General features: G+C 65.6%; 25 protein-coding genes. All 25 read left to right on the forward strand.

Annotation, left to right across the window (positions count from 1 at the left end; genetic code table 11):
- The first annotated feature begins 191 nt into the window (after positions 1-191).
- The 25 genes from F464_RS0118255 (at position 192) to F464_RS0118375 (ending at position 24,871) form a co-directional block, all read left to right on the forward strand.
- On the forward strand, positions 192-707 hold the full coding sequence (locus F464_RS0118255) for a phage regulatory CII family protein (RefSeq protein WP_018991287.1): 516 nt from the start codon (positions 192-194) through the stop codon (positions 705-707).
- On the forward strand, positions 707-949 hold the full coding sequence (locus F464_RS0118260) for a zinc-ribbon domain-containing protein (RefSeq protein WP_018991288.1): 243 nt from the start codon (positions 707-709) through the stop codon (positions 947-949). Before F464_RS0118255 ends, F464_RS0118260 begins: the two co-directional genes overlap by 1 nt.
- Complete coding sequence (locus F464_RS30010) at positions 946-3,360, forward strand: VapE domain-containing protein (RefSeq protein ID WP_051092318.1); 2,415 nt, start codon at positions 946-948, stop codon at positions 3,358-3,360. The genes F464_RS0118260 and F464_RS30010 overlap by 4 nt, the downstream gene beginning before the upstream one ends.
- 318 nt (positions 3,361-3,678) lie before the next feature.
- Complete coding sequence (locus F464_RS0118270; RefSeq protein WP_018991289.1) at positions 3,679-3,987, forward strand: hypothetical protein; 309 nt, start codon at positions 3,679-3,681, stop codon at positions 3,985-3,987.
- A complete protein-coding gene (locus F464_RS0118275) occupies positions 3,984-4,787 on the forward strand; it encodes a hypothetical protein (protein ID WP_018991290.1) in 804 nt (267 codons plus the stop codon). Before F464_RS0118270 ends, F464_RS0118275 begins: the two co-directional genes overlap by 4 nt.
- Before the next feature lie 131 nt (positions 4,788-4,918).
- Positions 4,919-5,389 carry a terminase small subunit gene (locus F464_RS28955; protein WP_018991291.1) on the forward strand — a complete coding sequence of 157 codons (471 nt, stop codon included), beginning with the start codon at positions 4,919-4,921 and terminating at the stop codon, positions 5,387-5,389.
- Between the two features lie 5 nt (positions 5,390-5,394).
- Positions 5,395-7,434: a phage terminase large subunit family protein gene (locus tag F464_RS0118285; RefSeq protein ID WP_018991292.1), complete on the forward strand. Its 2,040-nt coding sequence runs from the start codon at positions 5,395-5,397 to the stop codon at positions 7,432-7,434.
- Positions 7,434-7,688, forward strand: a complete 255-nt coding sequence (locus F464_RS28960) for a Mor transcription activator family protein (RefSeq protein ID WP_018991293.1) — start codon at positions 7,434-7,436, stop codon at positions 7,686-7,688. Before F464_RS0118285 ends, F464_RS28960 begins: the two co-directional genes overlap by 1 nt.
- 67 nt (positions 7,689-7,755) lie before the next feature.
- Positions 7,756-7,956, forward strand: a complete 201-nt coding sequence (locus F464_RS28965; protein ID WP_018991294.1) for a phage head-tail joining protein — start codon at positions 7,756-7,758, stop codon at positions 7,954-7,956.
- The gene (locus F464_RS28970; protein ID WP_018991295.1) at positions 7,956-9,476 is read left to right on the forward strand and encodes a phage portal protein; all 1,521 of its coding nucleotides are present in this window, start codon (positions 7,956-7,958) and stop codon (positions 9,474-9,476) included. The genes F464_RS28965 and F464_RS28970 overlap by 1 nt, the downstream gene beginning before the upstream one ends.
- On the forward strand, positions 9,473-11,404 hold the full coding sequence (locus tag F464_RS0118305; protein WP_018991296.1) for a prohead protease/major capsid protein fusion protein: 1,932 nt from the start codon (positions 9,473-9,475) through the stop codon (positions 11,402-11,404). Before F464_RS28970 ends, F464_RS0118305 begins: the two co-directional genes overlap by 4 nt.
- A 52-nt stretch (positions 11,405-11,456) precedes the next feature.
- Positions 11,457-11,819 (forward strand): DUF2190 family protein, encoded by a 363-nt coding sequence (locus F464_RS0118310; RefSeq protein ID WP_018991297.1) that lies wholly within the window; start codon positions 11,457-11,459, stop codon positions 11,817-11,819.
- A gap of 10 nt (positions 11,820-11,829) precedes the next feature.
- Positions 11,830-12,120, forward strand: a complete 291-nt coding sequence (locus F464_RS0118315; RefSeq protein WP_018991298.1) for a hypothetical protein — start codon at positions 11,830-11,832, stop codon at positions 12,118-12,120.
- A complete protein-coding gene (locus F464_RS0118320) occupies positions 12,120-12,530 on the forward strand; it encodes a hypothetical protein (protein WP_018991299.1) in 411 nt (136 codons plus the stop codon). The genes F464_RS0118315 and F464_RS0118320 overlap by 1 nt, the downstream gene beginning before the upstream one ends.
- 15 nt (positions 12,531-12,545) lie before the next feature.
- Positions 12,546-13,475, forward strand: a complete 930-nt coding sequence (locus F464_RS0118325; protein WP_018991300.1) for a phage tail tube protein — start codon at positions 12,546-12,548, stop codon at positions 13,473-13,475.
- 100 nt (positions 13,476-13,575) lie between these two features.
- Positions 13,576-16,242: a phage tail tape measure protein gene (locus F464_RS28975; protein WP_018991301.1), complete on the forward strand. Its 2,667-nt coding sequence runs from the start codon at positions 13,576-13,578 to the stop codon at positions 16,240-16,242.
- On the forward strand, positions 16,242-16,625 hold the full coding sequence (locus tag F464_RS0118335; RefSeq protein WP_018991302.1) for a hypothetical protein: 384 nt from the start codon (positions 16,242-16,244) through the stop codon (positions 16,623-16,625). Before F464_RS28975 ends, F464_RS0118335 begins: the two co-directional genes overlap by 1 nt.
- A 4-nt stretch (positions 16,626-16,629) precedes the next feature.
- Positions 16,630-20,121: a hypothetical protein gene (locus tag F464_RS30015; RefSeq protein WP_018991303.1), complete on the forward strand. Its 3,492-nt coding sequence runs from the start codon at positions 16,630-16,632 to the stop codon at positions 20,119-20,121.
- A gap of 16 nt (positions 20,122-20,137) precedes the next feature.
- Positions 20,138-20,539 (forward strand): hypothetical protein, encoded by a 402-nt coding sequence (locus tag F464_RS0118345; RefSeq protein ID WP_018991304.1) that lies wholly within the window; start codon positions 20,138-20,140, stop codon positions 20,537-20,539.
- A gap of 4 nt (positions 20,540-20,543) precedes the next feature.
- On the forward strand, positions 20,544-21,686 hold the full coding sequence (locus F464_RS0118350) for a hypothetical protein (RefSeq protein ID WP_018991305.1): 1,143 nt from the start codon (positions 20,544-20,546) through the stop codon (positions 21,684-21,686).
- 3 nt (positions 21,687-21,689) lie between these two features.
- Entirely contained in the window at positions 21,690-21,986 is a 297-nt protein-coding gene (locus F464_RS0118355) for a hypothetical protein (protein WP_018991306.1), read from the forward strand.
- Between the two features lie 152 nt (positions 21,987-22,138).
- Complete coding sequence (locus F464_RS30020) at positions 22,139-22,603, forward strand: hypothetical protein (RefSeq protein WP_157353861.1); 465 nt, start codon at positions 22,139-22,141, stop codon at positions 22,601-22,603.
- Complete coding sequence (locus F464_RS28985) at positions 22,600-24,267, forward strand: hypothetical protein (RefSeq protein ID WP_157353864.1); 1,668 nt, start codon at positions 22,600-22,602, stop codon at positions 24,265-24,267. Before F464_RS30020 ends, F464_RS28985 begins: the two co-directional genes overlap by 4 nt.
- Positions 24,264-24,482: a hypothetical protein gene (locus tag F464_RS0118370; RefSeq protein WP_018991309.1), complete on the forward strand. Its 219-nt coding sequence runs from the start codon at positions 24,264-24,266 to the stop codon at positions 24,480-24,482. Before F464_RS28985 ends, F464_RS0118370 begins: the two co-directional genes overlap by 4 nt.
- A gap of 14 nt (positions 24,483-24,496) precedes the next feature.
- Positions 24,497-24,871, forward strand: a complete 375-nt coding sequence (locus F464_RS0118375; protein WP_018991310.1) for a hypothetical protein — start codon at positions 24,497-24,499, stop codon at positions 24,869-24,871.
- Position 24,872: the final 1 nt, after the last annotated feature.

Below are 24,872 nucleotides of genomic sequence, written 5' to 3' on the forward strand. Positions count from 1 at the left end.
CGCTCCTGTGGTGATGAACATGGTGTGTGAGAACTCCAATTCTATCCGCATGGTGCGCGCCCCTCGTTGCATGGTTTTCTCTCCTCAGCCACCGAGGCTGTTATGCCGGCCGGCACTCGTCGGCCGGCACCTTTTTGGTTGAGGAAAGTGTAGGGCGTTCGTTTTTCGCAGTGGACTGAGGAGATAAGAAAATGACACACGCAGAAAAGCACGACGGCATCTTCGCATTGCATGCGGATTCAAAGGCCTTCCCCGGTGGCATCGCTGCCCTGGCTCGCCTGATCGGGCGCTCGCCCGGTGTGCTGCACAACAAGTTCGCCGACAGCATGCCGAACTACGACGTAACCGACCACGAAGCCGATGCGCTGGGCCTGGCGGTGATGGAGAAGACCGGCGCCATGGGCTACATCGAGGCCAAGTGCGGAACCTTCGGCGGAATATTCGTGCCGGTGCTCGACGGCGAGGCCGCCGATGATGACCTCCTCGAGGCGCAGCTCGAGATGATGCGCCGCTTCGGCGAGCTCGCCGCGCAGTTTACTGAGGCGCGCCGCGACGGTCTCATCACCCGCGACGAGGTCGCAGCCCTGCGCGTGGTCGGCAGCCGTGTGATCCGCTCGGTGCACGGCTTCCTGAAGGAAGTGGAGAGTCAGGTGCGCGAGCCCGACACGAAGCCCATGCGTGTCGTTTCAGCGGGCGAGGGGCGGTGATGGATGAGAACTTCATCGAGTCGTCTGAAGCGCACCAGCTGGCGATGCTCGACAGCGCCATCGAATCGTGCCGCCGGGCAGCCCCGGCCCGCGCGCTTCCGGCGGTCGGGCTGTGCCACAACTGCGGCGATGAAGTTCCGGAAGGAGCGACGTTCTGTGCGTACGTCGCTCCTGGTGAGCATGAATCGGCGTGCCTGATCGACTGGCGAGCACGTAGCGGACGGGCCACGCACAAGTCATGACCGGAAACGACGAGAAGCAGACGCCGCCCTGGGCGGACCTTGCTGCGTATCGCGCGGACTATCGGCGCCGCTGCCCTGTGCCGGCAGCGGTCATCCCTGCTCTGGCCGAACTGGCCCAGTGGCTAGTGTGGCGCTACGAGCCGGGCGAAACGCCCGAGAAAAAGCCGCGCAAGATGCCGTATTACGCGGCCGGCGGGAAGCGCTGGAAAGAGCAAGGCGGCGAGCGCGATCGCGCTCGGCTTGTGCCCTTTTCCGCTGCGGCCGCGGCTGTGGCAGGGGGGGATTTCGACGGCGTCGGATTCGCCTTCCTGCCCGGTGACGGGCTGGTCGGGATCGACCTCGACGGGATGATCGATTCGGAGACGGGCGAGATCTCCGATCGGTGCGCCGAGATCATCCGCGCCTGCGACAGCTATACCGAGTATTCCCCCAGCGGAAAGGGTGTGCACATCATCTGCGCCGGGGAAACGGATTCGTTCAAGAGCAACAAGGTCGGCATCGAAGTTTTCTGCGGCGTTCAGTTCTTCACCTTCACGGGTCGCGTGTGGGATGGTGCGCCGTCCGAAGTGCGCCCGATCGCGCCCGAGGTGTTGAGGCGCCTGTACGTCACGGTGAAGGGCAAGCCCGAGCACGCCCGCCCCGCGCAGCCGTCCAGTGCCCCGGCGCCGGCCCCGTTGAATCTTCCAGGCGGGCGGCAGCGGAGTGTGGCGGAAACCGTAGCGCTGGCCGAAGAGGCGCTCGGGCATGTGTCGCCTGACGAGTACCAGCAATGGATCGACGTTGGCATGGCCTGCAAGGCGGGCCTTGGCACCGCCGGCTATTACGTGTGGGATGCATGGTCCGCGCGCAGCCCGAAATACGCGGGCGGTGACGACACCCGCAAGCGCTGGGACGGGTTCAACCCGGACAAGATCACCATCGGCACGATCTTCGGGTTGGCGGAGGGGCTGGGCTGGGTGTCGCCCTGGGCGAAGGCGAAGGACCGCAAGGCCCGACAGCGCCCGGCGAAGGCATCGCAGCCCCCCATGCCCGCCACGCCCGCCCCGGCTGCCCCCGATCATTCGCCCACTGACGAAACCCCTTTCTACCCCTCCGAAGCTCCCGCGGGGGAGGGGATGGAACCACCGGATCAGGAAGACTGGCCGGAGCGCCTGCTGCGCAAGAAGGGCGAGATCTCGCCCTGCCTGGCCAATGCGGAGCTGGTGCTCTCGTGCATGCGCGAATGGCGGGGCGTGATCGCGTACGACGAGTTTGCCGAGAAAACCGTCTTCCGCTCGCTTTTGCCTTGCGACCCGCGCGGAGCTGTTCAAGGGGAATGGACGGATCATCTCGACACAACCGCCGCAATCTGGTTGCAGCGGGCGTGGGCGGTCGAGTTCTCGCCCACGACTGTCGGGCAGGCTGTTGAGGTGATCGCCCGGCAGAACCGCTTTCACCCCGTGCGCGAGGCTCTTGCCGGGCTGGCACCGTGGGATGGCGTCCGGCGCAATGAAGACTGGCTGTCGGACTACCTCGGTGTCGAGAAAACCGAATACACCGCGCTGGTCGGGTCATTCTTCCTGCGCGGCATGATCAAGCGCGTGATGGAGCCCGGCTGCAAGTTCGACTACTGCCTCGTGCTGGAAGGCGAGCAAGGGAAGGGGAAGTCGACGGTTGCGCGCATCCTCTCCTGGAAGTGGTTCGGCGACACTGACCTCGATCTCAACAACAAGGATGCCCTGCTGGCCCTGCCGGGACACTGGATCTATGAGATCGCGGAGCTGGGTTCGCTGATGAAGGCGGAAGAGCGCAAGCAGAAGTCCTTCCTAAGCCGGCAGGAAGACGAGTATCGCCCGCCCTACGGTAAGCGCCTGACGAAGGTGCCGCGCCAGTCGGTGTTCATCGGTACCACCAACGAGGAGGAATACCTCAAGGATGCGACCGGCGGACGCCGCTTCTGGCCCGTGATGTGCGGAGACGAGCTCAACCTGGACGGCCTGCGCGGCAACCTCGAGAACATGCTCGCTGAGGCGCTGGCCGACTACCGGGCGGGCGAACGCTGCTGGCCATCGCCCGAGGAGCAACAGCAGCTCTTCAACCCCGAGCAGGCCAAGCGGGGCATGCCAGAGCCGTTCGAGGACTACCTCGCCAAGTGGGTGAAGGATCAGGTTGCGCCCTTCTCGATGGCCGACGTGGCGTCGGGCCCGCTCGGGCTGACGCCCGACAAGCTCACGCCTGCGGTCGTCACGCGCATCGGGATCACGCTACGCAAGCTCGGCTGCGGCCGGCAAGAGGACAGGCTCGCCGATGATCCGGGTCGCCGTCGCCTCTATGTTCCGCCGTCACGCGCCCGAAGCGATTCCCGTGCCAGCGCAGCTAATCCGCGGGTGGCGCGGGTGCAGGAGGGGGAAGAAACGTATGCGCCGTTCTGACCGCTTCCCAACCTCCGTTCCCAACCTTCCCAGCCTTGGCGCCGAGGTTGGGAAGCTGGAAGCCGCGCCGTTGTTGGGTGTTCCCAACCTTCCCAACCTTCCCAACCTCGTCCACGCATGCACAGGTGCGAGCGAGCGGGCGCACACACACCCGCGCGTGTACATGCGCGTGAGCAAATACAAAAAAAGGTTGGGAAGGTTGGGAAGGTTGGGAAGTAGCAGGGGATTCAAGGGCTTTTGCTTCCCAACCTCTGTTTTTAGGTTGGGAAAGGTTGGGAAGCAGGCAGGGAAAGAAGGGGTTATCACCGTGGAGGGCGCATGGAGCAGCCGATAAAGCAAGTTGTCGAGAAGATGCGCGCCGATTTCGTGCGCGTGGCCGAGGTGCGCAAAGCGCGCGAGGACTGGTCGGAAGAGGACGAACGCGAGATCGGCGTCGCAATCAAGGCGGCAATCGACAAGGGCGACCCGGACATGATCGCGAGCTGGGCGCTGTGGCTGGCCGATCTCTCTGCATCCATCGCAGCATGGGATCTGATCGTGCGCGGAAGCCTCGCCCGCATGCGCCACCAGGCGCGGTCGGAGCGCGAGGCGCGGGATGCTGAGCAGAAGAAAGGGGCGGCACGATGATCAGGATTTCCGTGAAGCACGACCTGCCGCAGCTGGCCACGGCCCTGAAGGCTCATAACCGCAAAGTCGAGGTCGCTGCACAGCGTGCGCTGCTGAAGACTGCGCGCATCGTGAAGGACATCGAGCAAAAGGAAATGGCCAAGGTGTTCGACCGGCCCACCCGCTGGACGCTGAATGCCTTCGAGGTGGTCATCGACAAGGGCGAGATGTCGGCGCGTGTCCAGGTAAAGGACGGCTACTGGCACAGGGCAGACAACTACCTTAACTCCCAGATCGTTGGGGGCGGGCGGAAGGATAAGGCGTTCGAACTGGCCCTTCGCAAGCGCGGCCTACTACCTGCGGGCTGGTATGCGGTGCCGGGCAGGAAGGCGGCGCTCGATGCGTACGGGAACATGTCGGTCGGACAGATCAAGCAGGTGCTGTCCTGGTTCGACTCGGCAGAGCCCTACGCTGGATCGACTCAGAACATGGGAGAGAAGGGGCGCAACAAGCGGCGCAAGGGAACGCGCACCAAGCGCGGGTTCGAGTACTTCGCCGCCATGCCGGGGCGGCGTGTGGGGGGCGGTAGTTGGAAGGAGGGCCGTCGTCAGAACCTAAAGCCTGGCATCTACAAGCGAACGTCGTTCTCGTTCGTTGGTACTCGGGGCGGAAGGATGAGCGCAATCGAACCGATCCTGATGTTCGTGACTCGTGCGCAGTACCGCCCGCGGTTCGACTTCTACGGTGTGGGTCGCAAGGCCATCGAGCAGAACTTCGCGCGCGAGTACGCCGAGGCCTTCAACCGCGAGGCCAGCCGGTGACCGCGCGCTTTGGGTCCTTCCGCGAAAGGCTAGTCAAGGGTAATTCGGACCTGCTTGTTTCTCTAGTCACAGGTTTCTTCTAAGGGGGTTGTAAGTTGCTGACTCAACAGGGAATTGCGGATCATCTCGACATGTCGCAGCAGGCGGTTTCCGGCCTGTGTGCCGACCTCGGGATCGATTGGCGCACCGCCTCCCTGGACGAGGTCCGCGTGCGCTACATCCGCCGCCTGCGCGAACAGGCTGCAGGGCGTGCCGCCGCCGGGGATCTCGATCTCGCAGGGGAGCGGGCACGACTGGCGAAAGAGCAGGCCGACCGCGTGGCCATGCAGAACGCTGTCACGCGCGGCGAGCTCGCGCCAGTGCAGCTGATCGAGGAAGTCCTCGCGAAGGCCGGCGCCCGCGCGGCGAAGATCCTGGACACGATCCCCGGGACGATTCGACGCCGTGAGCCGTCGCTTTCTGCGGACACCATCGCCGCCATCGCGAAAGATATCGCCAAGGTCCGCAACATCGCGGCGGCCGTGTCGCTCGCCGACCTGCGCGAGGACGACCAGGCGGACGAGGCCGGCGATTCTTCCGGCGCGCTTGACGTGGAGGCCTGACCGGAATGGACCTCTCCGAAATCGCCCGTCTTGCCGAAGCGGAAGCCGATCGCAGGCTGCAGCGCGGCATGTCCGCGTGGGCGGTACCGGAGCCCATGACGCTGGACGAGTGGGCGCAGGAGCACTTCTACCTGTCGGCCGAATCGTCCTACGTCGAGCAGCGCTGGACGCCCTGGACCTTCCAGCGCGCGATCATGGCGTGCATCTCGAACGACGATATCTACGAGATCGACCTGAAGAAATCCGCGCGGGTCGGCTACACCAAGATCCTGCTCGCGGCCGTCGGCTACTTCGCCCACCACAAGCGCCGCAATCAGGCGCTGTGGCAGCCCACCGACGAGGACCGCGACGAGTTCGTGAAAACCGAGCTCGACCCGATGCTGCGCGACGTGCCGGTGATGCGCGACGTGCTGCCGTCCTATGTGTCGCGGCACAAAGACAACACGCTGCAGGCAAAGAAGTTCATCGGCTCCATGCTGCACACGAAGGGGGCAAAGGCCGCGAAGAATTTCCGGCGGATCTCGGTCGACGTTGCCGAGCTGGACGAAGTCGACGCGATGGACCGGGACGTGGAGAAGGAAGGCGACCCCTTCACCCTCGCGGCCAAGCGCGTTGAAGGCGCGACCTTCCCGAAGGTGATCGTCGGATCTACGCCGAAGCTCAAGGGCTTCTCGCTTGTCGACGAGCGCTACACCCTGGCCGATGAGCGCTTCACGTTTCAGATCCCGTGCCCCCACTGCGGAGAGCGGCACGCGCTCACCTGGGGCGGGAAGGATGAGCCGCACGGCCTGAAATTCACCGATCGCGATCCGGCCACCGCGCGCCACCTGTGCCCCCACTGCGCCACCCTCATCGATCACGGCGAGTATCTCGCCGTCGAATCGCAGGGCGTGTGGATCAACGAGGACGGGACGATCTGGCTGCACGCGGACGGCCGCTTCACGACGCCTGCCGGAGATGGCGTGCCCACGCCCCGGCACATTGCATTCCACGTCTGGACCGCCTACAGCCCGGCCGTGTCCTGGGCGCAGATCGTGCGCGAGTTTCTCGCCGCGCGGGAGGCGATGGAGCGGGGCGACGAAACCAAGATGAAGGCGTGGACCAACACCACCCGCGGGGAGTGCTGGGAAGGGGAGATCGAGCGCACAGACGCCGAAGAACTCAAGCAGCGCGCCGAGCCTTTCAAGATCCGCCTGCTGCCGCGTGATTGCCTGCTTCTGCTGTGTGGCGCCGACACCCAAGGAAACCGGCTCGAGGCGCAGGTGTGGGGCTACGGCCTCGGCGGCCAGATGTGGACGATCGATCACCGCGTGTTCTTTGGCAACCCGGCGCAGGAAGATGTGTGGCTGGAATTCGAGGAATTCATTCTCGGCGAGACCTACCAGCACGCGAGCGGCACGACACAGAGCATCTACGCCACCGCCGTCGACTCCGGGGGCCACCACGCCGACGCCGTCTATGCGTTCGCCCACAAGCACCGCGCGCGGCGCGTGTATGCCGTGAAGGGCTCGTCTGGAGTGGAGCGCAGCATCGAGAACGGAAACACGAAAGTCGGCTTCAATTGGCAAGGCAAGCGCGAGAAGCACGGCCCGACCTTGTGGCACGTGGGTACCAACCTTGCGAAGGACCGCCTCGCCGCCCGCCTCGAAATCACCCAGCCCGGACCCGGCTACGTGCATCTGTCTGCCGACAACACCGACGAATGGTTTCGCCAGCTCGCCGCCGAAGATCGCGTCACGGTGCGCACGCAGGCTGGAACACAGTCGCGTTGGACGCCGAATCGCAAGCGGAACGAGGTGATCGACATGACCGCGTACGCGATCTGGCTGGAAGAGCGCCTCGACCTGTGGGCCCCGAAGCGCAAGCGCTGGTGGTCCGATCTCGAGGAGCAGGTGCAGCCGACCATTGAAGACCTATTTGGTGCCAACCCACAGCCCGCCCCGCAGCGCCCAGCGGCGCAGACGTCTGCATCGGAACCCGCGTCCGCCCCGCTGCTGCCGCGTCCCGCCGTTCAGCCCTCCCGAAAACTCGCCCGCGCCTGGTAATGGACCTCCTCGCCCGAATGATTGAACGCCTCCGCCACATCGAGCCGACGTTTTCCGAAACGATGGCGGTAGAGCTCGAACTGCAGCTGCGCCGCGAGTTCGGCGGTGAGGAATGCCGAATCTACAAGCGCATTCCGCCGGACGAACTTGCGGACCGTGTACGTCGTCGGTTCAACGGCCGCAACGCCGGGCAGGTGGCTGAAGAGCTGGGTATTCACCGTGCCACGGTGTACAGGGTCCTGAAAAAGGCGTAGCGCCTCCCCTGAAAAAGTTGTCGCAAATTTCCGGGAAATGCGACAAGGCCATGCGTAAAACAGCAGCATGGCTTACACCCAGACCGACCTCGACCGAATCAACGCCGCGATCGCATCGGGCGTTCTGTCGTGCGTCGTCAATGGCCAGAACGTTACGTATCGCAGCCTGCGCGAGATGGAGCGCGTCAAGGCGATCATCGAGCGGGAAGTCTCCGTGCGGCCCGCTCGCTCCGTCTACTACTTCACCCCGGCCGGGCGTCGCGACTGATGGCAACGACGGCCTACAACCTCATCGACAAGGCAATCGCCATCTTCGATCCGGCGCGGGCGCTGCGTCGTGCAGTTGCGCGCCAGTCCCTGGGGAAGGTAGTTGCCCGCGCCTATGAGGGCGCGAGCCTGAAGGACGGATGGATTCCGCGGCGCGCCGGTGCCGGCCCGAATGCGGATCACGCCGCCGACGCGCCGATGCTTCGGCACCGCGCCCGCAGCCTGGTGCAGAACAACCCGTATGCCCGCAAGGCACTCGATTCGTTGGTCGCGAATGTCGTCGGCGACGGCATTGTTCCCGAGTCGCGTGCGAAACGGGCATCGGATCGCAAGGTGATCGACGCGCTGTGGGCGGAGTGGGCGGTGCAATGCGACGCCGACGGCCGCGCCGACTTCAACGGACTGGTGGCGCAGGCCTACCGCGCCATGGAGCAGGACGGCGAGGTGCTGATTCGCCTGCGCACCCGGCGCCCGGAAGACGGCCTCGCGGTGCCGCTGCAACTGCAAGTCCTCGAAATCGACTATCTCGACTCGACCCGCAACGCTGCGAAAGGCGAAGCGGGCGGTCCGATCATCTCGGGCGTTGAGCTGAACAGCATCGGCCGCGTCGCGGCGTACTGGCTGTTCGACTCCCATCCGGGAGACAAGAACCTGGGCGCCCGGCAATCAGCATCCAGTCGGCGGATTCTTTCTGAATCCGTCATCCATCTCTTTGCGCCGGACCGCCCGGGCCAGGCTCGCGGCATCACGCGTTTCGCTCCCGTGATCGCCCGCATGCGCGACCTCGCCATCTACGAGGATGCCGAGCTCGCCCGCAAGCAGAACGAAGCGCTGTTGTCCGTGATCGTCTCCGGCGATGGTGCGGATTTCGCCGTCCCAGGCGCGGGGGAATCCGTGGCCGCGGCGCAGGATCGTGCGGCGCTCTTCGGCAACCTGGGGAGCCTCGCCCCCGGGGCGGTGCTCGCGACGAATGGCCAGAACGTGACCGTCGCACAGCCAGCCGCGGTCGGGGGCTATGCGGAGTATGTGCGCGTGCAGCTCTACGCGCTCGCGGCCGGGCTCGGCGTGACGTACGAGATGCTGACGGGCGATCTGTCACTCGTGAATTTCTCGTCTGCTCGCGTTGGGCTGCTGGAATTTCGCCGCGCTGCCTCACAGCGACAGTGGCATGTCCTCGTGCCGAGGCTGCTCTGGCCGATCTGGCGTGCCTTCGTCGACGCTGCCGTGCTCGTCGGGAAGCTCCGCGCTGCCGACACTGCCGTCGAATGGACGCCGCCGAAGTGGCAGTACGTCAATCCGCAGCAGGACGCCAAGGCCGATGCGATGGAAATCGAGTCGGGCATGTCGTCCCTGTCGGAAAAGCTGCGCCAGCGGGGCTATCAGCCCGACCGGGTATTCGCCGAGCTGGGCGCGGACTTCAAGAAGCTGAAGGACAGTGGCGCGCTCGAAGCGCTCGCGTTCTTTGCCAGCAAGAAAACCGCAGAGCCCGCCCCTGCCGTTGAACCCGAGGTGACCCAATGACAACTCCCGCAACCCGAGAGACCCGCCGCGCGCTGCCCGTCCAGCAGCGCGAGGCGAGCTTCCAGCCCGCCACGCTGAACGAGGAGGCGCGCACCGTCGAACTCGTCTGGAGCACCGGCGCCAAGGTGCGGCGCTATGACTGGTGGGAAGACCGCTACTACGACGAGGAACTTAGCCTCGACGTCGCGCATGTGCGCATGGAGCGCCTCAATGCCGGCGCGCCGTTGCTCAAGGATCACCGGGCCAGCCTCGACAACATCATCGGCGTAGTCGTGAGGGCGTGGATCGAGAACGGCGAAGGTCGCGCGCTGGTGCGCTTTTCGGAGCGCGCCGACGTCGCGGCGATCATCGCCGACGTGAAGGCCGGGATCCTGCGGAACATCTCCGTCGGCTATGCCGTGCGCAAGTACGAAATCGTCAAGGAAGAGGGCGCGGTGGATATCTACCGCGCCGTCGACTGGGAGCCGCAAGAGCTGTCGTTCGTCGCGATTCCTGCGGACGCCGATGCACAGGTGCGCAGTGCGCCGCAACCCGGCGCCGAGCGTACCGAATGCATCTTCATCAACCGGGCCCAGCCCGCCACCCAAGGAGCCGCCACGATGGCCGATCCCACTGAAAAGCCGGCGGGCACCCCCGTCGATCCCATTAACGCCGACCAGGTTCGTTCCGAGGCGATTGCCGCCGAGCGCACCCGCACGGCCGACATCACCGCCCTGTGCAAGCGCCACAACGTCGCGCTGGCCGACAAGCTGATCGCCGACGGTTCGACCGTCGAGCAGGCCCGTGCCGCCGTGCTCGAGCACCTCGCCGCCCGTGATGCAGCCGGTACCGCGCCCCGTACGCCGCAAATCCAGACCGTGCAGGACGAGGTCGACGTGCGCCGCGCTGGCGTGGAAAACGCGATCCTGAACCGCGCGGCCCCGGGCAAGCACAAGCTGGACGACAACGGCCGTCAGTACCGTGGCCTGTCGCTGCTGGAAGTCGGGCGCAGCCTGCTCGAGGCGCAGGGCATCAACACCCGCGGCCTGGACAAGATGGAGATCGCGACGCGCTCGATGCAGGCAACGGGCGACTTCCCGGCGATCCTCGCGAACGTCGCGAACAAGACGCTGCGTGCCGCCTATGAAAACGCGCCGCAGACCTTCCGCCCCTTCACAAAGCAGGCCAGCGCGCCGGACTTCAAGCAGATCCAGCGCACGCAGGTGGGCGACGCGCCGACCCTGAAGAAGGTGAACGAGCACGGCGAATTCACCTACGGCACGATCGGCGAGGGCAAGGAAACCTACCAGCTCGCGACCTACGGCCGCATCATCGCCATCACCCGTCAGGCCATCATCAACGATGACCTGAGCGCCTTCACCGACATGCCGGCGAAGTTCGGCCGCGCCGCGGCGAACCTGGAATCGGACATCGTGTGGGGCATCGTGACGGCGAACGCCGCGATGGCCGACGGCGTTGCGCTGTTCCACGCCGACCACGGCAACCTGGCTGCAGCCAATGCAGTCATCGCCGTGGCGTCGCTGGGCATCGGCCGCGCCGCGATGCGCAAGCAGACCAGCCTCGATGGCCAGCTCATCAACGTGATGCCGCAGTTCCTTCTGGTGCCGGCCGCGCTCGAAACCGTGGCGCAGCAATACACCAGCGCTGCGTACGTCTCGACCAAGGGCGCAGACATCAACCCGTTCTCCAGCACGCTGCAGGTGATCGCCGAGCCCCGCCTCGACGCATCGAGCGCAACGGCGTGGTATCTCGCCGCCGATCCCGCGCAGATCGACACCATCGAGTACTGCTACCTCGACGGCAATGAGGGCGTGTATCTCGAGACCCGCAACGGCTTCGAGGTCGATGGCATGGAGATCAAGGCCCGCCTCGACTTCGCCGCCAAGGCCATCGATCACCGCGGCCTGTGGAAGAACGTCGGCGCCTAACCCATTCCCCCATAGGGCCGGGCTAGAACCGGCCTGAACAGGAGCTCAAGACATGAAAAACTTCACGCAACACGGCATGGTGATGACCATCACCGCTTCCGCCGACATCGTGTCGGGACAAGTCGTCCGCGTCGGCAACCTGCTCGGCGTCGCAACGGACGCGATTGCCAACGGCGCCATCGGAGAAGTCTGCCTGCACGGGGTGCACAGGGTGCCGAAGGTTTCCGGCGCCGTGATCGCCCAGGGCGAGACTCTCACCTGGGACGCCTCCGCTGCGGCGTTCGACGACAACGCAGCTATTGCTGCGTCCGGCGACATCACCGGCCCCGCTGCCGTCGCTTTCGAGGCTGCCGGCAACGGCGTGACCTCGCTGCTGGTGAAGTTCACCGGCTGCCCCGGCACCCTGACGGCGTAAGCGCTCGCGCATGTTCGATCCTGCGGCGCATCTCGCGACGATCTACGCGACCCTCGGCGAGCCGGTAACCCCGGCTGTCGGGGATCCGTTCATCGGCATGTTCTCCTGTGCAGACGTCTCCACTCTGGATGGCGCCGCGCAGGTCGGGGACTTCTCGCTGCGCTACCCCGCGACCGCAGGGACGTTCATTCTCGGCGCGGGGCTCTGGATCCGCGGCGTGCATTACACGGTGGTCGTGCCGTCGGCGCGGGTGGGTAACGGCCTCGAATACGTGGTCCAGCTCGTCGAGGCTGCCGCCTGATGTTCGCTGCCTACGAATCCGCCCTCGTCACCCTGCTCGCCGACGCCATCCCCGGTGCGCCGGTGTTCGGCTCGTTCGATTTCATCGACTTCACCGCGGCCGGTGCGCCGGCCGTGGCGGTGCGGGTGGCGTGGGAAGGGCTGGCGAAGCGGGCGCAGAAGGACGACGCGCTGCTCGGCGATCAGCGCTTTTCGGTGTCGGTGATCGTGAATCAGATCCGCGTCAGCCCCACGGCGCGGGATGCGGCCGTCACCGGTATCGGCACGATCCTGTCACGCCTGCTGGGGTGGCGTGTCGACGCCGACAAGCAGCCCGACATCGACCCCTCTGCAGCGCCCGACGAAGCCGCCGGGCTGTGGGTTTACACCATCAACCTGACCATTTCAGACACACGCCTGCGGGCGTCGTAACAGGAGATCATCACCATGCCTCGCGTCTCTCTCACCCGCGGCTACAAGGGCAAGGGCCACATCAGCCTGCGCCCGCTCAACGGCCTCGGCCGCAAGTTCCGTCTCGGCAACGTCGTGTCGCTGTCCGAGACCATCGAAACCGACCGTCAGGCCCGCGAAGACTTCCAGGAGGCCGGCGGCGGCGAGCTGGACGTTTCGGAAACCGTCACCTCGGTCACGGCCGAACTTAACGTCAACGACATCAAGCCGGAAACCATCGCCATCGGCATGCGCGGCACGCACGAGCTGCTCGCGGCGCAGGCGCTCACCAACGAGGCGCAGTCCGCCTGGAGCGGTGAGCGCGTCACGTTCAACTACATCCCCGACCCGGACGTCGCGCCCGTCGTGAAGATCGACGCGACCGCGGCCTGGGCGCAGAACACCGTGTATGTGGAAGGCGATCTCGTGCTCGATACCGCGCGGGCGTACCTGTGCATCGACGGCGGCACCTCGGGCGGCGTGGAACCCACCTGGCCGGTGACGGCTGGCCAAACCGTGACCGACGGCACCGCCGTGTGGCGCGACCTCGGCACGCTCACCCTGACCAAGGACACGCACTACGCCGTCACCCCGCAGGGCATCCGCTTCATTGCCGGCGGCGCCGACCTGTTCATCGGCGATTCCGAGCTGCCGCTCAAGGTCGACTACACGCGCAACCCGCAGTACGTCATCCAGGCGCTGGTCAATTCGGGTACCGAATACGAGGTCATCTTCGACGGCCTCAACGAAGTCGACTCCGGCAACCCGTTCGTCGGGCGCTACTTCCGCTGCAAGTTCTCGCCGACCTCGGGCTTCAGCCGCATCGGCAACGAGTTCGCCGAAATGACGCTTTCCATGACAGTGCTGAAGGACGAGAACCGCGTCGGTACCGGCCTGAGCCAGTACATGGAATTCCAGATGATCTAAGCCGGCAGATCAAAGCCCTCGGTCATCTTCGTGGCGGCACGAAATTGATCGAGGGCTTGAGTCTGCCGACTGACCCCGAACCCGGAGCACCGCCCCCGCCATGGCCGGCAACCCCATCACGAAGATCATCATCACCGCGAAGGACGAAGCGTCTGCGGTGTTCACGAGCATTCAGGCCAAAGTGGCCGGAGTCGCTGCGGCGATCTCCGGATACTTCGGCATCAAGATGTTCGGCGGGGCCCTCGGTTCGGCGATGGACTTCGAAGCCGCCATGTCGCGCGTACAGGCGGCCAGTGGTGCGAGTGGGGTTGAACTAGAAAAGCTCAAGCAGGCTGCTGAGCAGGCCGGTGCGACGACCAAGTACACCAGCACGCAAGCTGCCGAGGCGCTGGAGAATCTGGCGAAGTCCGGCCTCACCGCCGAGCAGGCCGTGGAAGCATTGCCGGCCGTGCTGCAGCTTGCTCAGGCCGGGGGCGTCGAACTCGGTACGGCTGCCGAGTATGTGACGAAGGCCGTCAACGGCATGGGCCTCAGCTTCGGCGAAGCGGGCCGTGTTGCCGATGTGCTGGCGATGGGTGCGAATGCCTCGAACACGTCAGTGCAGGGGCTTGCTCAAGCGCTGAGCTTCGCTGCGCCGCTGGCTAACTCGCTGGGGCTGTCGCTCGAAGATACGGTCGCGATCATCGGGAAGTTTGCCGACGCCGGCATCGACGCGGGGCGGGCGGGTACTGCGCTGAACAGCATCCTGGCGCAGTTCTCCGACCCGGCCAGCAAGTTCCGCAACGAGCTGGCGAACATCGGGATCACGACCAGTGATTTCAACAAGGCTCTGCGCCAGCTCGCGGCGAGCGGTCCCGCGGGGTCGAAGGCGATCAACGCTGTTGGTCAGGAGGCCGGGCCTGCGCTGCGGGCGCTGCTCAACCAGGGTATCGGCGCGCTCGACGATCTGACGGGCAAGCTGCAGACCGCTGCAGGTAGCGCTGCGGAAGTCGCGGCGACGATGGGGGGCAACCTCACGGGTGCGGTCTCCGGGTTTTCGTCGGCCTGGGATGCTGTGCGCCGTGCCCTTGTAGCCCCGCTGCTCGAGCCGCTCGCAGAACAGATCAACGCGCTGTCCGCGCGCTTCCGTGCTGCGGTGAGCGACGGCACTGTCGGAAAGTTCGGCGAGGCGATCCGGATCGCGTTTGAGAGCGCGGCGAAGTGGGTGCAGCACTTCATCGACAAGGTCGACTTCTCCGAAGTCTCTGCCCGCCTGCAGGAGTTCGCGACGAGGACCGGCGAGGCGTTCTCGGCAATTGGGCAGCATGCGACGACCGCGGGCGGCGTGTTGCAGACCGCCTACGGAGTGATGAGCGCTGGCGTCAATACGGTCCTGGCTGCGCTCTACAAGGCCGGACAGGGGATGTCGTGGCTGACGTCCGCATTCCTGGCCGATCTGGCCAAGATCGCTGCCGGGATTGACCGCGTCACGCCTGACGCGATCACCGAGAAGTTCAAGCTTGCCGCCCAAGAGTTGCAGCTGCAGGCGCAAGCAGCGTATGCGGTGTCGGAAGAGTTCGGGAAGAGAAGCACCGAGGCCTTCGCCGGTGCCGCGGCCGGCGCCGAAACCGCGGCAAACGGCTGGAAGGCTCTGACCGAGAGCGCGCAGGCGTCGGCGCCCGAAGTGGTGAAAGCCGCCGATGCGATTGGCGGCGTGCACCAGCAAGCTGAGCTGACCGCCGATCAGCTCGACGCGCTGGGCGAGAACGCAGAGTACGCTGCGGGTTCCGTCACCAAGACGGGCAAGGCCGCAGCGGCTGCATCCCCGATGCTGAAGGGCTTGGGCAGCGATGCCAAGGTAGCTGTCGAGCAGCTGCAGGCCGCGTTCGATCGCCTGGGGGTGACGAGTCAGGCCGCCCTGAAGCAGACCGCCGACAATGCCAAGCGCGATTTCGAGATCATCCGAAACAGCGGTCAGGCAAGCACGCGCGACCTATCGAACGCGTTTTCGGCATACGCCGAGAAGGCCATTGCGGCCAATAACGGGATCGCGTCGGCGACGCTCAAGGCACAGGCCGCACAGTACCAGCTGAAGATCGATGCGGATGCGGCTGGGAAATCAGTCGTGCGCAGCATGACTGACGCGGCCAATTCGGTGGAGAAGGTCGGCGACGCCGTGGATAAAACCGCGAGCGGAGACTTTGGCGGCCTCTCGTCGGCTGCTGCCAACTCGGGCAGGGCGGTGAGTGCAAGCATGAATACCGCTGCATCGGCCACGGACAAGGTGGCGGAAGCGGCGGCCCTCGCCTCGAAAAACTTCTGGGACATGTCGGAAGCAGCTCGCTCGGCTGAGACTGAAGCGCAGCGTCTTTCGCGTTGGGACGAGGAAGGCAAGGCAGCCCGTCAGACCCGTGCGGTCGGCGGTCGCGACCCCTTTGCGGAAGCCATGAAGCGCGGCCTGATCGAGGACCCGTCGGTCGGCCTCGAGTTCCGCGAAGCCTTCAACGAATTCTTCAACCAGTCGCTCGCCAAGATGCGTCCGACATCGAACAGCGACTATTTCAAAAAACTCGACTTCGCCGAAAGCGACGCCCTGCGCAAGGCTGCCGAGAAGGTCACCACCGACAAGCAGCAAGAGGAAAAAACCGGCGTGCGCACCAACCGCTATGAGGTGAATCTGCGCCTGGGCGGCCTGAGCCGCACCGTCAACGTGGCCAGCGCCTCCGACGCGCAGAACCTGACGAGCTTCCTCGAGCAGCTCGAACGCGAAGCAATGAGGGCCAGCTGATGCGCTACCACACCCTCGACGCCGTGCAGATCCCGGAAGACGTCTGGTGGACGGACGAATTCGCGTGGAAAGCCGTCGAGCAGTCCAGCACGCGCGGCCTGACCGGCGCCCGCATCGTGCAGGTCGGCGTGAAGCTCAAGGGCCGCCCGATCACGCTCACCAGCAATGAGCGCGGCGGCTGGGTGCCGCGCAGCACCGTGCTGGCCCTGCGCGCCTTCGCCGACGCCCCCGGCGTCACCTACACCCTGACGCTCGCCGACGGCCGCGCCTACCAGGTGCAGTTCGACCACGAGCGCGAATTCACCGCCACCCCCATCCGCCCCGCGGGCGACATGACCGGCAGCACCCACTACCGCGTCACGGTTCCGCTGATCGAGGTTTGACCGCATGACAATCACCGCAGCAGACATCCAGCTCCTCGAATCCGAGCGCATGCGAGACACCGCCGACGGCGGCGGCCGGCAGACGGGGAACATCATCCCGAGCGGCCTGGCGGGGAACATCTTCCCGAAGGTCTCACGCGTGGATTCGGTCTATGGCCGCGTGAACCTCCGCAAAATCTACGTCGCGGTCAGGACGGCCACGCTCGACATGTACGCCGGCGCGCACGCGATCATCACCGACCCGCCGAACAACGAGCGGATCTCGTGCTGCCTGTTCTCGACGGGGAGCGCCTTCGACCAGCGCACCGAGGCCCGCAACCGCATCGAATCCTACGTCGTTGCCGGTCCGCTCGCGCGGATGAGGTTGTATGGGGACCAGCTCATCGGGCAGAAGGCAATTAGCACGTACCAGCGTGAGGAAGAATCGCTGCCAGACGTTGGGGACGTGCTGCTGTTGTCGGTCGAAGCTGCCGGGTTTGCCGCTGCTGAGCAGTACGTTCGTATCACCGATGTGACACATGAGGTCCGGACATTTACCGACGGTATTGGCGACTATGTGCGTCGAGTCCTTTCGCTCAAGATCGGAGCGCCTCTCACTCAGACGTTCAAGGGTGCCGAGCCGACGCGACTGAGCACGGATGCGAGCCCGACAAAAGTACGTGTGACGCAAGTCGCCGACGCGTCGAAGTATTACGGCATTCAACCGTTGGCAGAACAGGCCGTGGCCGGCGCGCTTTCGCTGCGCCTGGCGAGCGTCTACGCGCCGCTCGTGCCGAGCACTCAGCGCGAGACGGCGGTGAGTCTCGCCGCGCCGGCTGGATCCTCCCGGGTTGCTCGTGCAGGAGCTGTGGAGGTGTCGCGCTCCGGCATTGCCATTGGTACGACGGAGACGGCGATCCGGATCGGATCGCCGATCGCCCCAGGTACGGTGCGTATCGAAAACTCTCCAGGCGCCAACCCGTCCGGCGTGGATGATGGGCTGGGAAATATCGTTGTTCCGGACAATGCGCCGGTGCAGGGCAGTACAACGCTCGGAATCGTAGGCACGGTTAACTATCTCACCGGGGAAATCCTCGTGAGCACGGGTGGAGCGTGGACGGCCGGTAGCGCTCAGGTGCTTTTCGTCCCTGGCGCGGAGGTATCCGGGCCAGCGCATACGCGGCGGGTTCCGATCTCGCTGTCGAATCGTGGCGCGGTCTTCTCCGAGTCGCTAATCCCGCTGCCCGCTCCGGGAACGCTGGTGGTCGAGTATCGCGCCCTGGGGCGCTGGTACCGGCTGCGGGACGATGGGACCGGGCTGTTGGTGGCGAACCAGGTGAGCGAGGGCACGGGTAGCGTTGATTACGTGACGGGCGCTGTCGTAGTGACGCTGGGGGCGTTGCCCGATGTCGATTCGTCCGTGGTGTTCACATGGGGCTCCACGGCGCATTACACGATCCGGTCGGGTGCGACGACCGATGCAGGTACGGCGCTGCGCCTGGAATATGCATTGGCCCATGCCCCGGTTGTGCCGGGGTCGCTCACGATCAGCTATCCCGTCGGGGGGGTGTCGCGCAACGCGACCGACAGCGGCGCAAACGGCGCGATCTTCGGGGCTGGCGTTTCGGGCACGATCAACTACGCGACCGGGGATGTCGTGCTCGATTTCACCGCGCTACCTGACCGCGCCGCGAACCTGAGCAACGCCTACACATGGCGAAATGGGCTCGATTTGATGAGTGGTTCGGCGGCGACGATCGTTGCCGGCCAATTCACCGTGCCGGGCGACGCACCGTTTCGCTCTGGAGGTTCGATGTTGTTCCAGGCGTCGACGACGCGCGGCGCGATCAGCCTGTCCGGATACATCACGTCCGGCGGTCAGGTGCGCGTCAAGAACGGTGGCGCATTGCTCGATATCTGGCGCATTGCATGGGCCGATCAGCCCGTCGGTACGTTCAATCCGGCTACCGGGGTCGTCACGCTCACAGGGACGATCTCGGTATCGATTGCGATCTGGTCCGACTTGGTGAAGCAATGGGATGGCACTCCCGAACAGGTCGGCATTTCCGGCGTGTCAGGGATCGAGGTTGAGCGGGATACCACGTCGTTCGATCCGAATGCCGTGACTGGGGAGGCGGTCGCCGTGGGGACGGTCGGGCTCTTGCTGGATCTCACCAATACCGTCGCGGATCCGGTCCTTTCCGGGTCCGTGATGTTCTCGGTAGCCGGGAAGATCTACGTCGACCGCAATGGGACCCTCTATGCCGACATCAGCACGGCAACGGGGAGCGGGACGGCAGCGGGGAGTATCGACTACGACAGCGGCCGGTGCACCCTGACGTTTTGGGCGGATAACACGGACCTCAACCGCAGTGTCCAGTCCTGCCTCACGACCTACGGGGAATGGACCGCGACGAAGGCCTATTTCCGCACGGCCGGTTCGCCGATTCGCCCTGCGTCGTTCTATGTGCAGGCGGCGACGCCCGGCGGAACACTGATTTCTGCGACGGCCGATCAGAACGGCGTGGTTTCCGGGAGCGGGATTACCGGAACCGTCGAGCAGACGATGGGCGTTGCGTCGGTCGATTTCGGGCAGGACGTTATGCCCGGCTCGATCCGGTACAACTGTGTCGTGCTGGCAAATCTGCCGCTCGACGCCAATATCCTCGGCCTCGACCCGGTGCGCCTGCCGTCCGATGGCCGCGTGCCGATCTACCGCCCCGGTGATGTTGTGGTGATCCACAACACGCAAGAGACGGCGCTACCGAATCCGGTGGTCGCGGGGCAGACCTACAACGTAGGTCGGACGGGTCTCGCAACGTTGGCTTTAAAGGATGCCTCGGGGGCGTCTGTGGCATCGAACCGTTATGCGGTGGATCCGGCCGCTGGAACGGTGACGATCGCCGCCGACTGGACCGGGGCCGGCGTGACGCAGCCGTTGTCGGCAGTGCATCGCGTCGAGGACATGAGCCTCCTCGCCGACGTGCAGATCAATGGTCAGATCGACATCGGCGCGCCGCTGTCGCGCACGTACCCTGCGGCCGGCACCTATGTGTCCAGCGCCCTGTTGTTCGGGGATATGCAGGCGCTGGTGACGAACCTCTACGACCAGCAAACGTGGTCCGGGGAATGGTCGGATGCACTCATCGGGAGCCAGGCGGCGGCGCAGTACGACGACATCAACTACCCGATCGAGGTACTCAACCGCTCCGCGGTCACCGAACGCTGGCGCATCAATTTCACCAGCACGACGGCGTACCAGGTCGTCGGCGAAAACGTCGGCGTGATCGCGACCGGCACTACATTGGACGATTGCTCGCCCATCAACCCCGTGACCGGCGAGGCGTATTTCGTATTGCGCGCTGCCGGCTGGGGAAGCGGATGGTCCGCCGGTAACCAGCTGCGGTTCAACACGGTCGGTGCTTCCGGTCCGGTCTGGATCGCTCGCACCATCCTCGCTGGCGCCTCACTCGCCGGCGACTCGTTCGATATCGAAGCCCGCGGCGACGTGGATTGATTTTCAGGAGATTTGAATGCCCGCACCCGCTGAAGCAACCTATGACGTCGGCTCGCTGATTGCCGCGCACACCGCCTTCCGCGACCTGATCGACAGTCACGCAACGCTGCCGGGGACGATCAAGTGTCGCGCCGCATCTGACGTGCTGCTCGGCACCGCCACGCTCGCCGACCCGTGCGGGACCGTGAATGGCAGCACGGGGCAACTGACGTTCGATGTCGACCCCGTTCTCCGGGATGAATCGGCCGATACAGGGGGCGACATCGCCTATGTCGAGATTTGCGATGGGGACGGTGTCGTGCGTCTGGCGCTGCCGGCACAGGCCGGGACGACGCCCGTATCAGGGAAAGCAGTGTTCAATACGCTGACGGTTGCGGCCGGTGGGCCGATCGAAATTACCAGCGTGACGATCGGGTGATGCGATGACAGTGCGCACCTTCCGTTGGGACGATGCGGGCGCCCCGGCGCTTAGTCACGCAGCAGGAGCGATCCCCGCGCTCCTGAAAGCCTGTCTCGTAAACGGGTACAACAGTCAGACGGTCACGAGTGTGACCCGCTCCGGCGCCGTCGCCACCGTCCAGAAGACGGCTCACGGATTTCGCAACGGAGCGCGCATCGTGCATGCGGGCGCGATTGAGCCGGAGTACAACGTCGATGCGGCGATCACCGTAGTCGACGCCAATACCTACACATATCCGGTATCCGGAACGCCCGCCACCCCTGCGACCGGGACGATCACGGCGAAGGTCGCTGCGGCTGGTTGGTCGAACCCGTTCAGTGGCACCAACGTCGAGGTGTTCCGCAATGGGGCGGGCAGTACGCAGCTCAATCTGCGGGTGGCGCAGACGGCCACCGGCGCGGCCCGTGTCGTCGGCTATGAAACGATGTCCGACGTCAACACGGGAACCAATGCGTTCCCGACGGAGGCGCAGATCGCGGGCGGGCTATATCTCGTCGGAAGCTCGACCCTCGACTCCACCGCGCGGCCGTGGCTCATCGTGGCAGACGAGAAGCGATGTTACCTGTGGGTCGGAGCATCGCTGACGACGGCTCAAGGCTTCGGGTCTACGACCAATCAGCCGATGTATTTCTTTGGGGATATCCTGACCAACAAGGTCGGAGATTTGTACCACTACAAGATCATTGCCGGCGCCACGGCGGCGACAAACGGCGTGAGCTTCGGTGCGGTGACCACCAACCTGAGCAGTACATCCGGAGGGCACTACGTTGCGCGCAACTATGCCCAGACAGCCGGTGCGGTGCCGTCCGCGCACTCCACGAATGGCTCGCTCAGCAGCGGCGGTGCGACGATGGGGACGTCCGGTGTCACGTACCCCGACCCGGTCACCGGTGGGATGACGCTTGCGGATGTGTACGCAACAGAGTCGAGCATAGTCCGAGGGCGGATGCCAGGCCTCTGGGCCCCGTTGCACAACCTGCCGGGGAATCCGGGCGACACGTTCTCAGGTCGTGGAGCGATGGCCGGGAAGACCTTCATCCTGCTTGACGCGGGCAATGGCGGCACGCGGTCGCGCGTGGCGCTTGAGACCTCCGATACGTGGTGACCTATGGCTGATCTTGGTGCTATCGGAGATCGCATTTCGCAGCTCTATGCCCATCCTGCGTTAGGGTTCTCCGGGACCGTGCTGTCTGATGCAGGCGCGGGAGTGTCGCGGACGGTGCGCGCCTATGACCGTTCGTCAGGCGCGCTGGTGAGGGAAATTGCGAGCCATCCGACTACCGGTGCGTGGGCGTTCGCGACGACTGTTCAATATGAGCAGAACCAGCACCAGATTGTATTTCTCGATGACGACGCCGGGACCCAGTACAACGACATTATCTACAGCCGGGTGATGCCCGGATGAGCTACACCCCCCCCGCCTACAACGCCGTAAACGCCACATGGTCCGGAGCGCAGGCATATTCCGCTCCGTCATCCACGGCGTTGAATGCATCGTGGGTACCGACGACGGCGTCCGGGCAGATTGCTGTCCCCGGGCCTTTGGGGGATGTGCGTGTGACCGGGTTCTCTGGCGAGCTGCCCGATGGGCAGGTGTCTGCGCCGAGCCCGCTGGGTACGCCGACTCTGCGCGGTGCGCGAGTCGAGATGGGGAAACTGTCTGCGGCGTCTCTGTTGGGCGTGCCGTCTGCGATCGGGCGCGTGATTGTCTCGGCTCGGATTTCCGTCCCGTCGCCGCTCTCGGTCACAAAAGTTGTCGGAACCGTCGTCCGCTACGAACTGCGCGGCGAAGTCCGCGACCAGGGCGTGCTCGTGAATCGTCGCGTGCGCGCCTACCGCCGCAGCGACGGTGCCTTCATTGCCGAGGCCGACACTGTCGCCGGCCTGTTCGCACTGCCGGTCGGCTTCGCCTCTGCCGAGTATTACCTCGTACCGATCAACCTGGACCCCGCTGCCACCGATTACACGCCACCCTGCGCGAATCGCGTGACCTCGGTGCTGGCAATGGATGTGGCAGCATGAGCGCCCAGCCCGGCGGCGCCATCGTTCTCGCGTACCGGTCGCAGCCTGCACAGGCGCAGCTGGGCGGCGCGATCTCGCTCGACACCGTTCCGGTTGCAACCGCCGGGGGCGCGATCCGCACTGGCTGCGTTGCGCCGTGGGCGGCATCGCGGGCATCGGGCAGCAGGACGGAGGCACCGTTCTCGGTGACCGCTCCGCGGGATGCGTCGGCTGTGGCCCCGTGGGCAGTTGCAGCGCCCTTGCAGGCTGCGAGCAGTCAGCCGTGGGTCGTGGCATCGAAAGCAGACGAGGGGGCGTCTGCGCCGTGGGGCGAGTACGCGTCGAGGCCGACGGCTCCGGCGGTAGTGCCGTGGGGTGTGGCGTCTCAGGCCGATCACGCCGCTGTCGCGCCCTGGGGGAGCTATTCCGGCCGCGCCGCGGCGAGCGCCTCGCCCAGCTGGCGCACCGCCTACAAAGCCGACGACTCGGTCATCGTCCCCTGGGGCCGCTACCAGCCCGCAGCCCGCGACGTGGTCGCCGTCGTCAATCCCGCGCATCCGCGCAATCCGCGTTGGAATCTCCCATGGGTGCGCTACTCGCGCATCCTCGATCCCGGCTACGGCGTCGTCACGCCCGACGGCACGCCGCCGACCGATCCCGCCGGCACGGTCATCGTTCCCGTACAGGAGTTCTATTTCGTGCTCAACGAATTCACGCTCGCCCGCGCCGACACCGCCGAGCCGGTCGAAGTCTCGGATTTCTCCGCCTCGATCGACACCGACAGCTGGTGCTGGGGCTGGTCTGCGACCTTGTCCGCCGACCAGATGGACCTCGTCCGTTCGCCCACGCTCGGCGAGCACGTCGAGCTGGTCGCCAGCATCAACGGCACACCGCTGCGCCTGGTGGTCGAGCGCATGGGCCGCGATCGCCGCTTCGCCAACGCGACGCTCAAGATCAGCGGACGCGGCCGCGCGGCCTGGCTCGCCGATCCGCATTCGCCCGTGGGCTCGCGCTACAACACCGAGGCGCGCACCGCGCAGCAGCTCCTGGCCGATGCGCTCGCGGTCAACGGCGTATCCATCGGCTGGTCGATCGACTGGCGCATCACCGATTGGCTGGTGCCCGCCGGCGCGTGGAGCCACACGGGCACCTACATGGACGCCGCCACCCGCATCTCCGAGGCCGGCGGCGCCTACGTCCAGGCTCACAACACCGACCAAACGCTCATCGTCCTGCCGCGCTACCCCGCCGCCCCGTGGAGCTGGGGCACGCTCACGCCCGACATCGAGATCCCCGAGGACGTGTGCGAGGTCGAGTCGATCGAATGGCAGGACAAGCCCGACTACAACGCGATCTGGGTCAGTGGCGGCACCGGCGGCCGGCGCGATCGCATCCGCCGCACCGGCTTCGCTGCCGATCGCCCGGCCCCGACCATCGTCGACGAGCTCGCGACCGCGCCCGAGATGACCCGGCAGCGCGGTACCGCCGCCCTAGGCGACACCGGCAGGCAGGCCCACATCACCCTTCGCCTGCCTGTGCTGCCCGAGACCGGAATCATCCAGCCCGGAAAGCTCGTGCGCTACGCCGAGAACGGGAATTCCCGCATTGGCCTCTCTCGCTCGGTGCAGATCGAGCAGCGCTTCCCGACGCTGTGGCAATCCATCCGCCTGGAGACGCACGAATGAACCCGTACAAGCGCCTGATTGCGATGCTCCCCGGGTCACCGCTCGACGCGGGGCAGGTGACGGCAGTCACCACTGCCGGCGTCACCGTTCAGCTGGTCGACGGCGCCACGATCCACGCCCGTGGCGAGGCCGTGGTGGGCGATCACGTGTATGTGCGCGACGGGGTGATCGAGGGCCCGGCGCCCGCGCTCACTGGGGTAGATCAGGAAATTTGACATAGGAGCCACGAGTGCCTGACCGCGAAGTGCCGATTCAATGGGATGGCGGCGAGCGCCGCCGGACGAGCCCTTACACCATGCGCGAGCTCGAAGAGCATATCGACGAGCGGATCCGTCTGCGCCTGGCTGACCACGCGGCCGACGAAGGGCGGCGCATGGATGGGAAGTTCGACGAGCTAAAGACCCTGCTGGCGTCGGCATTCCCCGGCGGCGATCCGCTCGAGCACAAGCGCTATCACGACGAGGTCATCGAATGGATGCAGGAGCGGCGCGCCCTGTGGATTTCGATCCGCGAAAAGACCATCACCGGCCTGCTGTGGGCGCTGCTCGTCGGGATGGGTGGCGCGATCTGGCATGCGATAAAGACCAAGATTTTGGGAGGTTGAA

The organism is Aromatoleum toluclasticum ATCC 700605, from assembly GCF_000378245.1.
Classification (GTDB): domain Bacteria; phylum Pseudomonadota; class Gammaproteobacteria; order Burkholderiales; family Rhodocyclaceae; genus Aromatoleum; species Aromatoleum toluclasticum.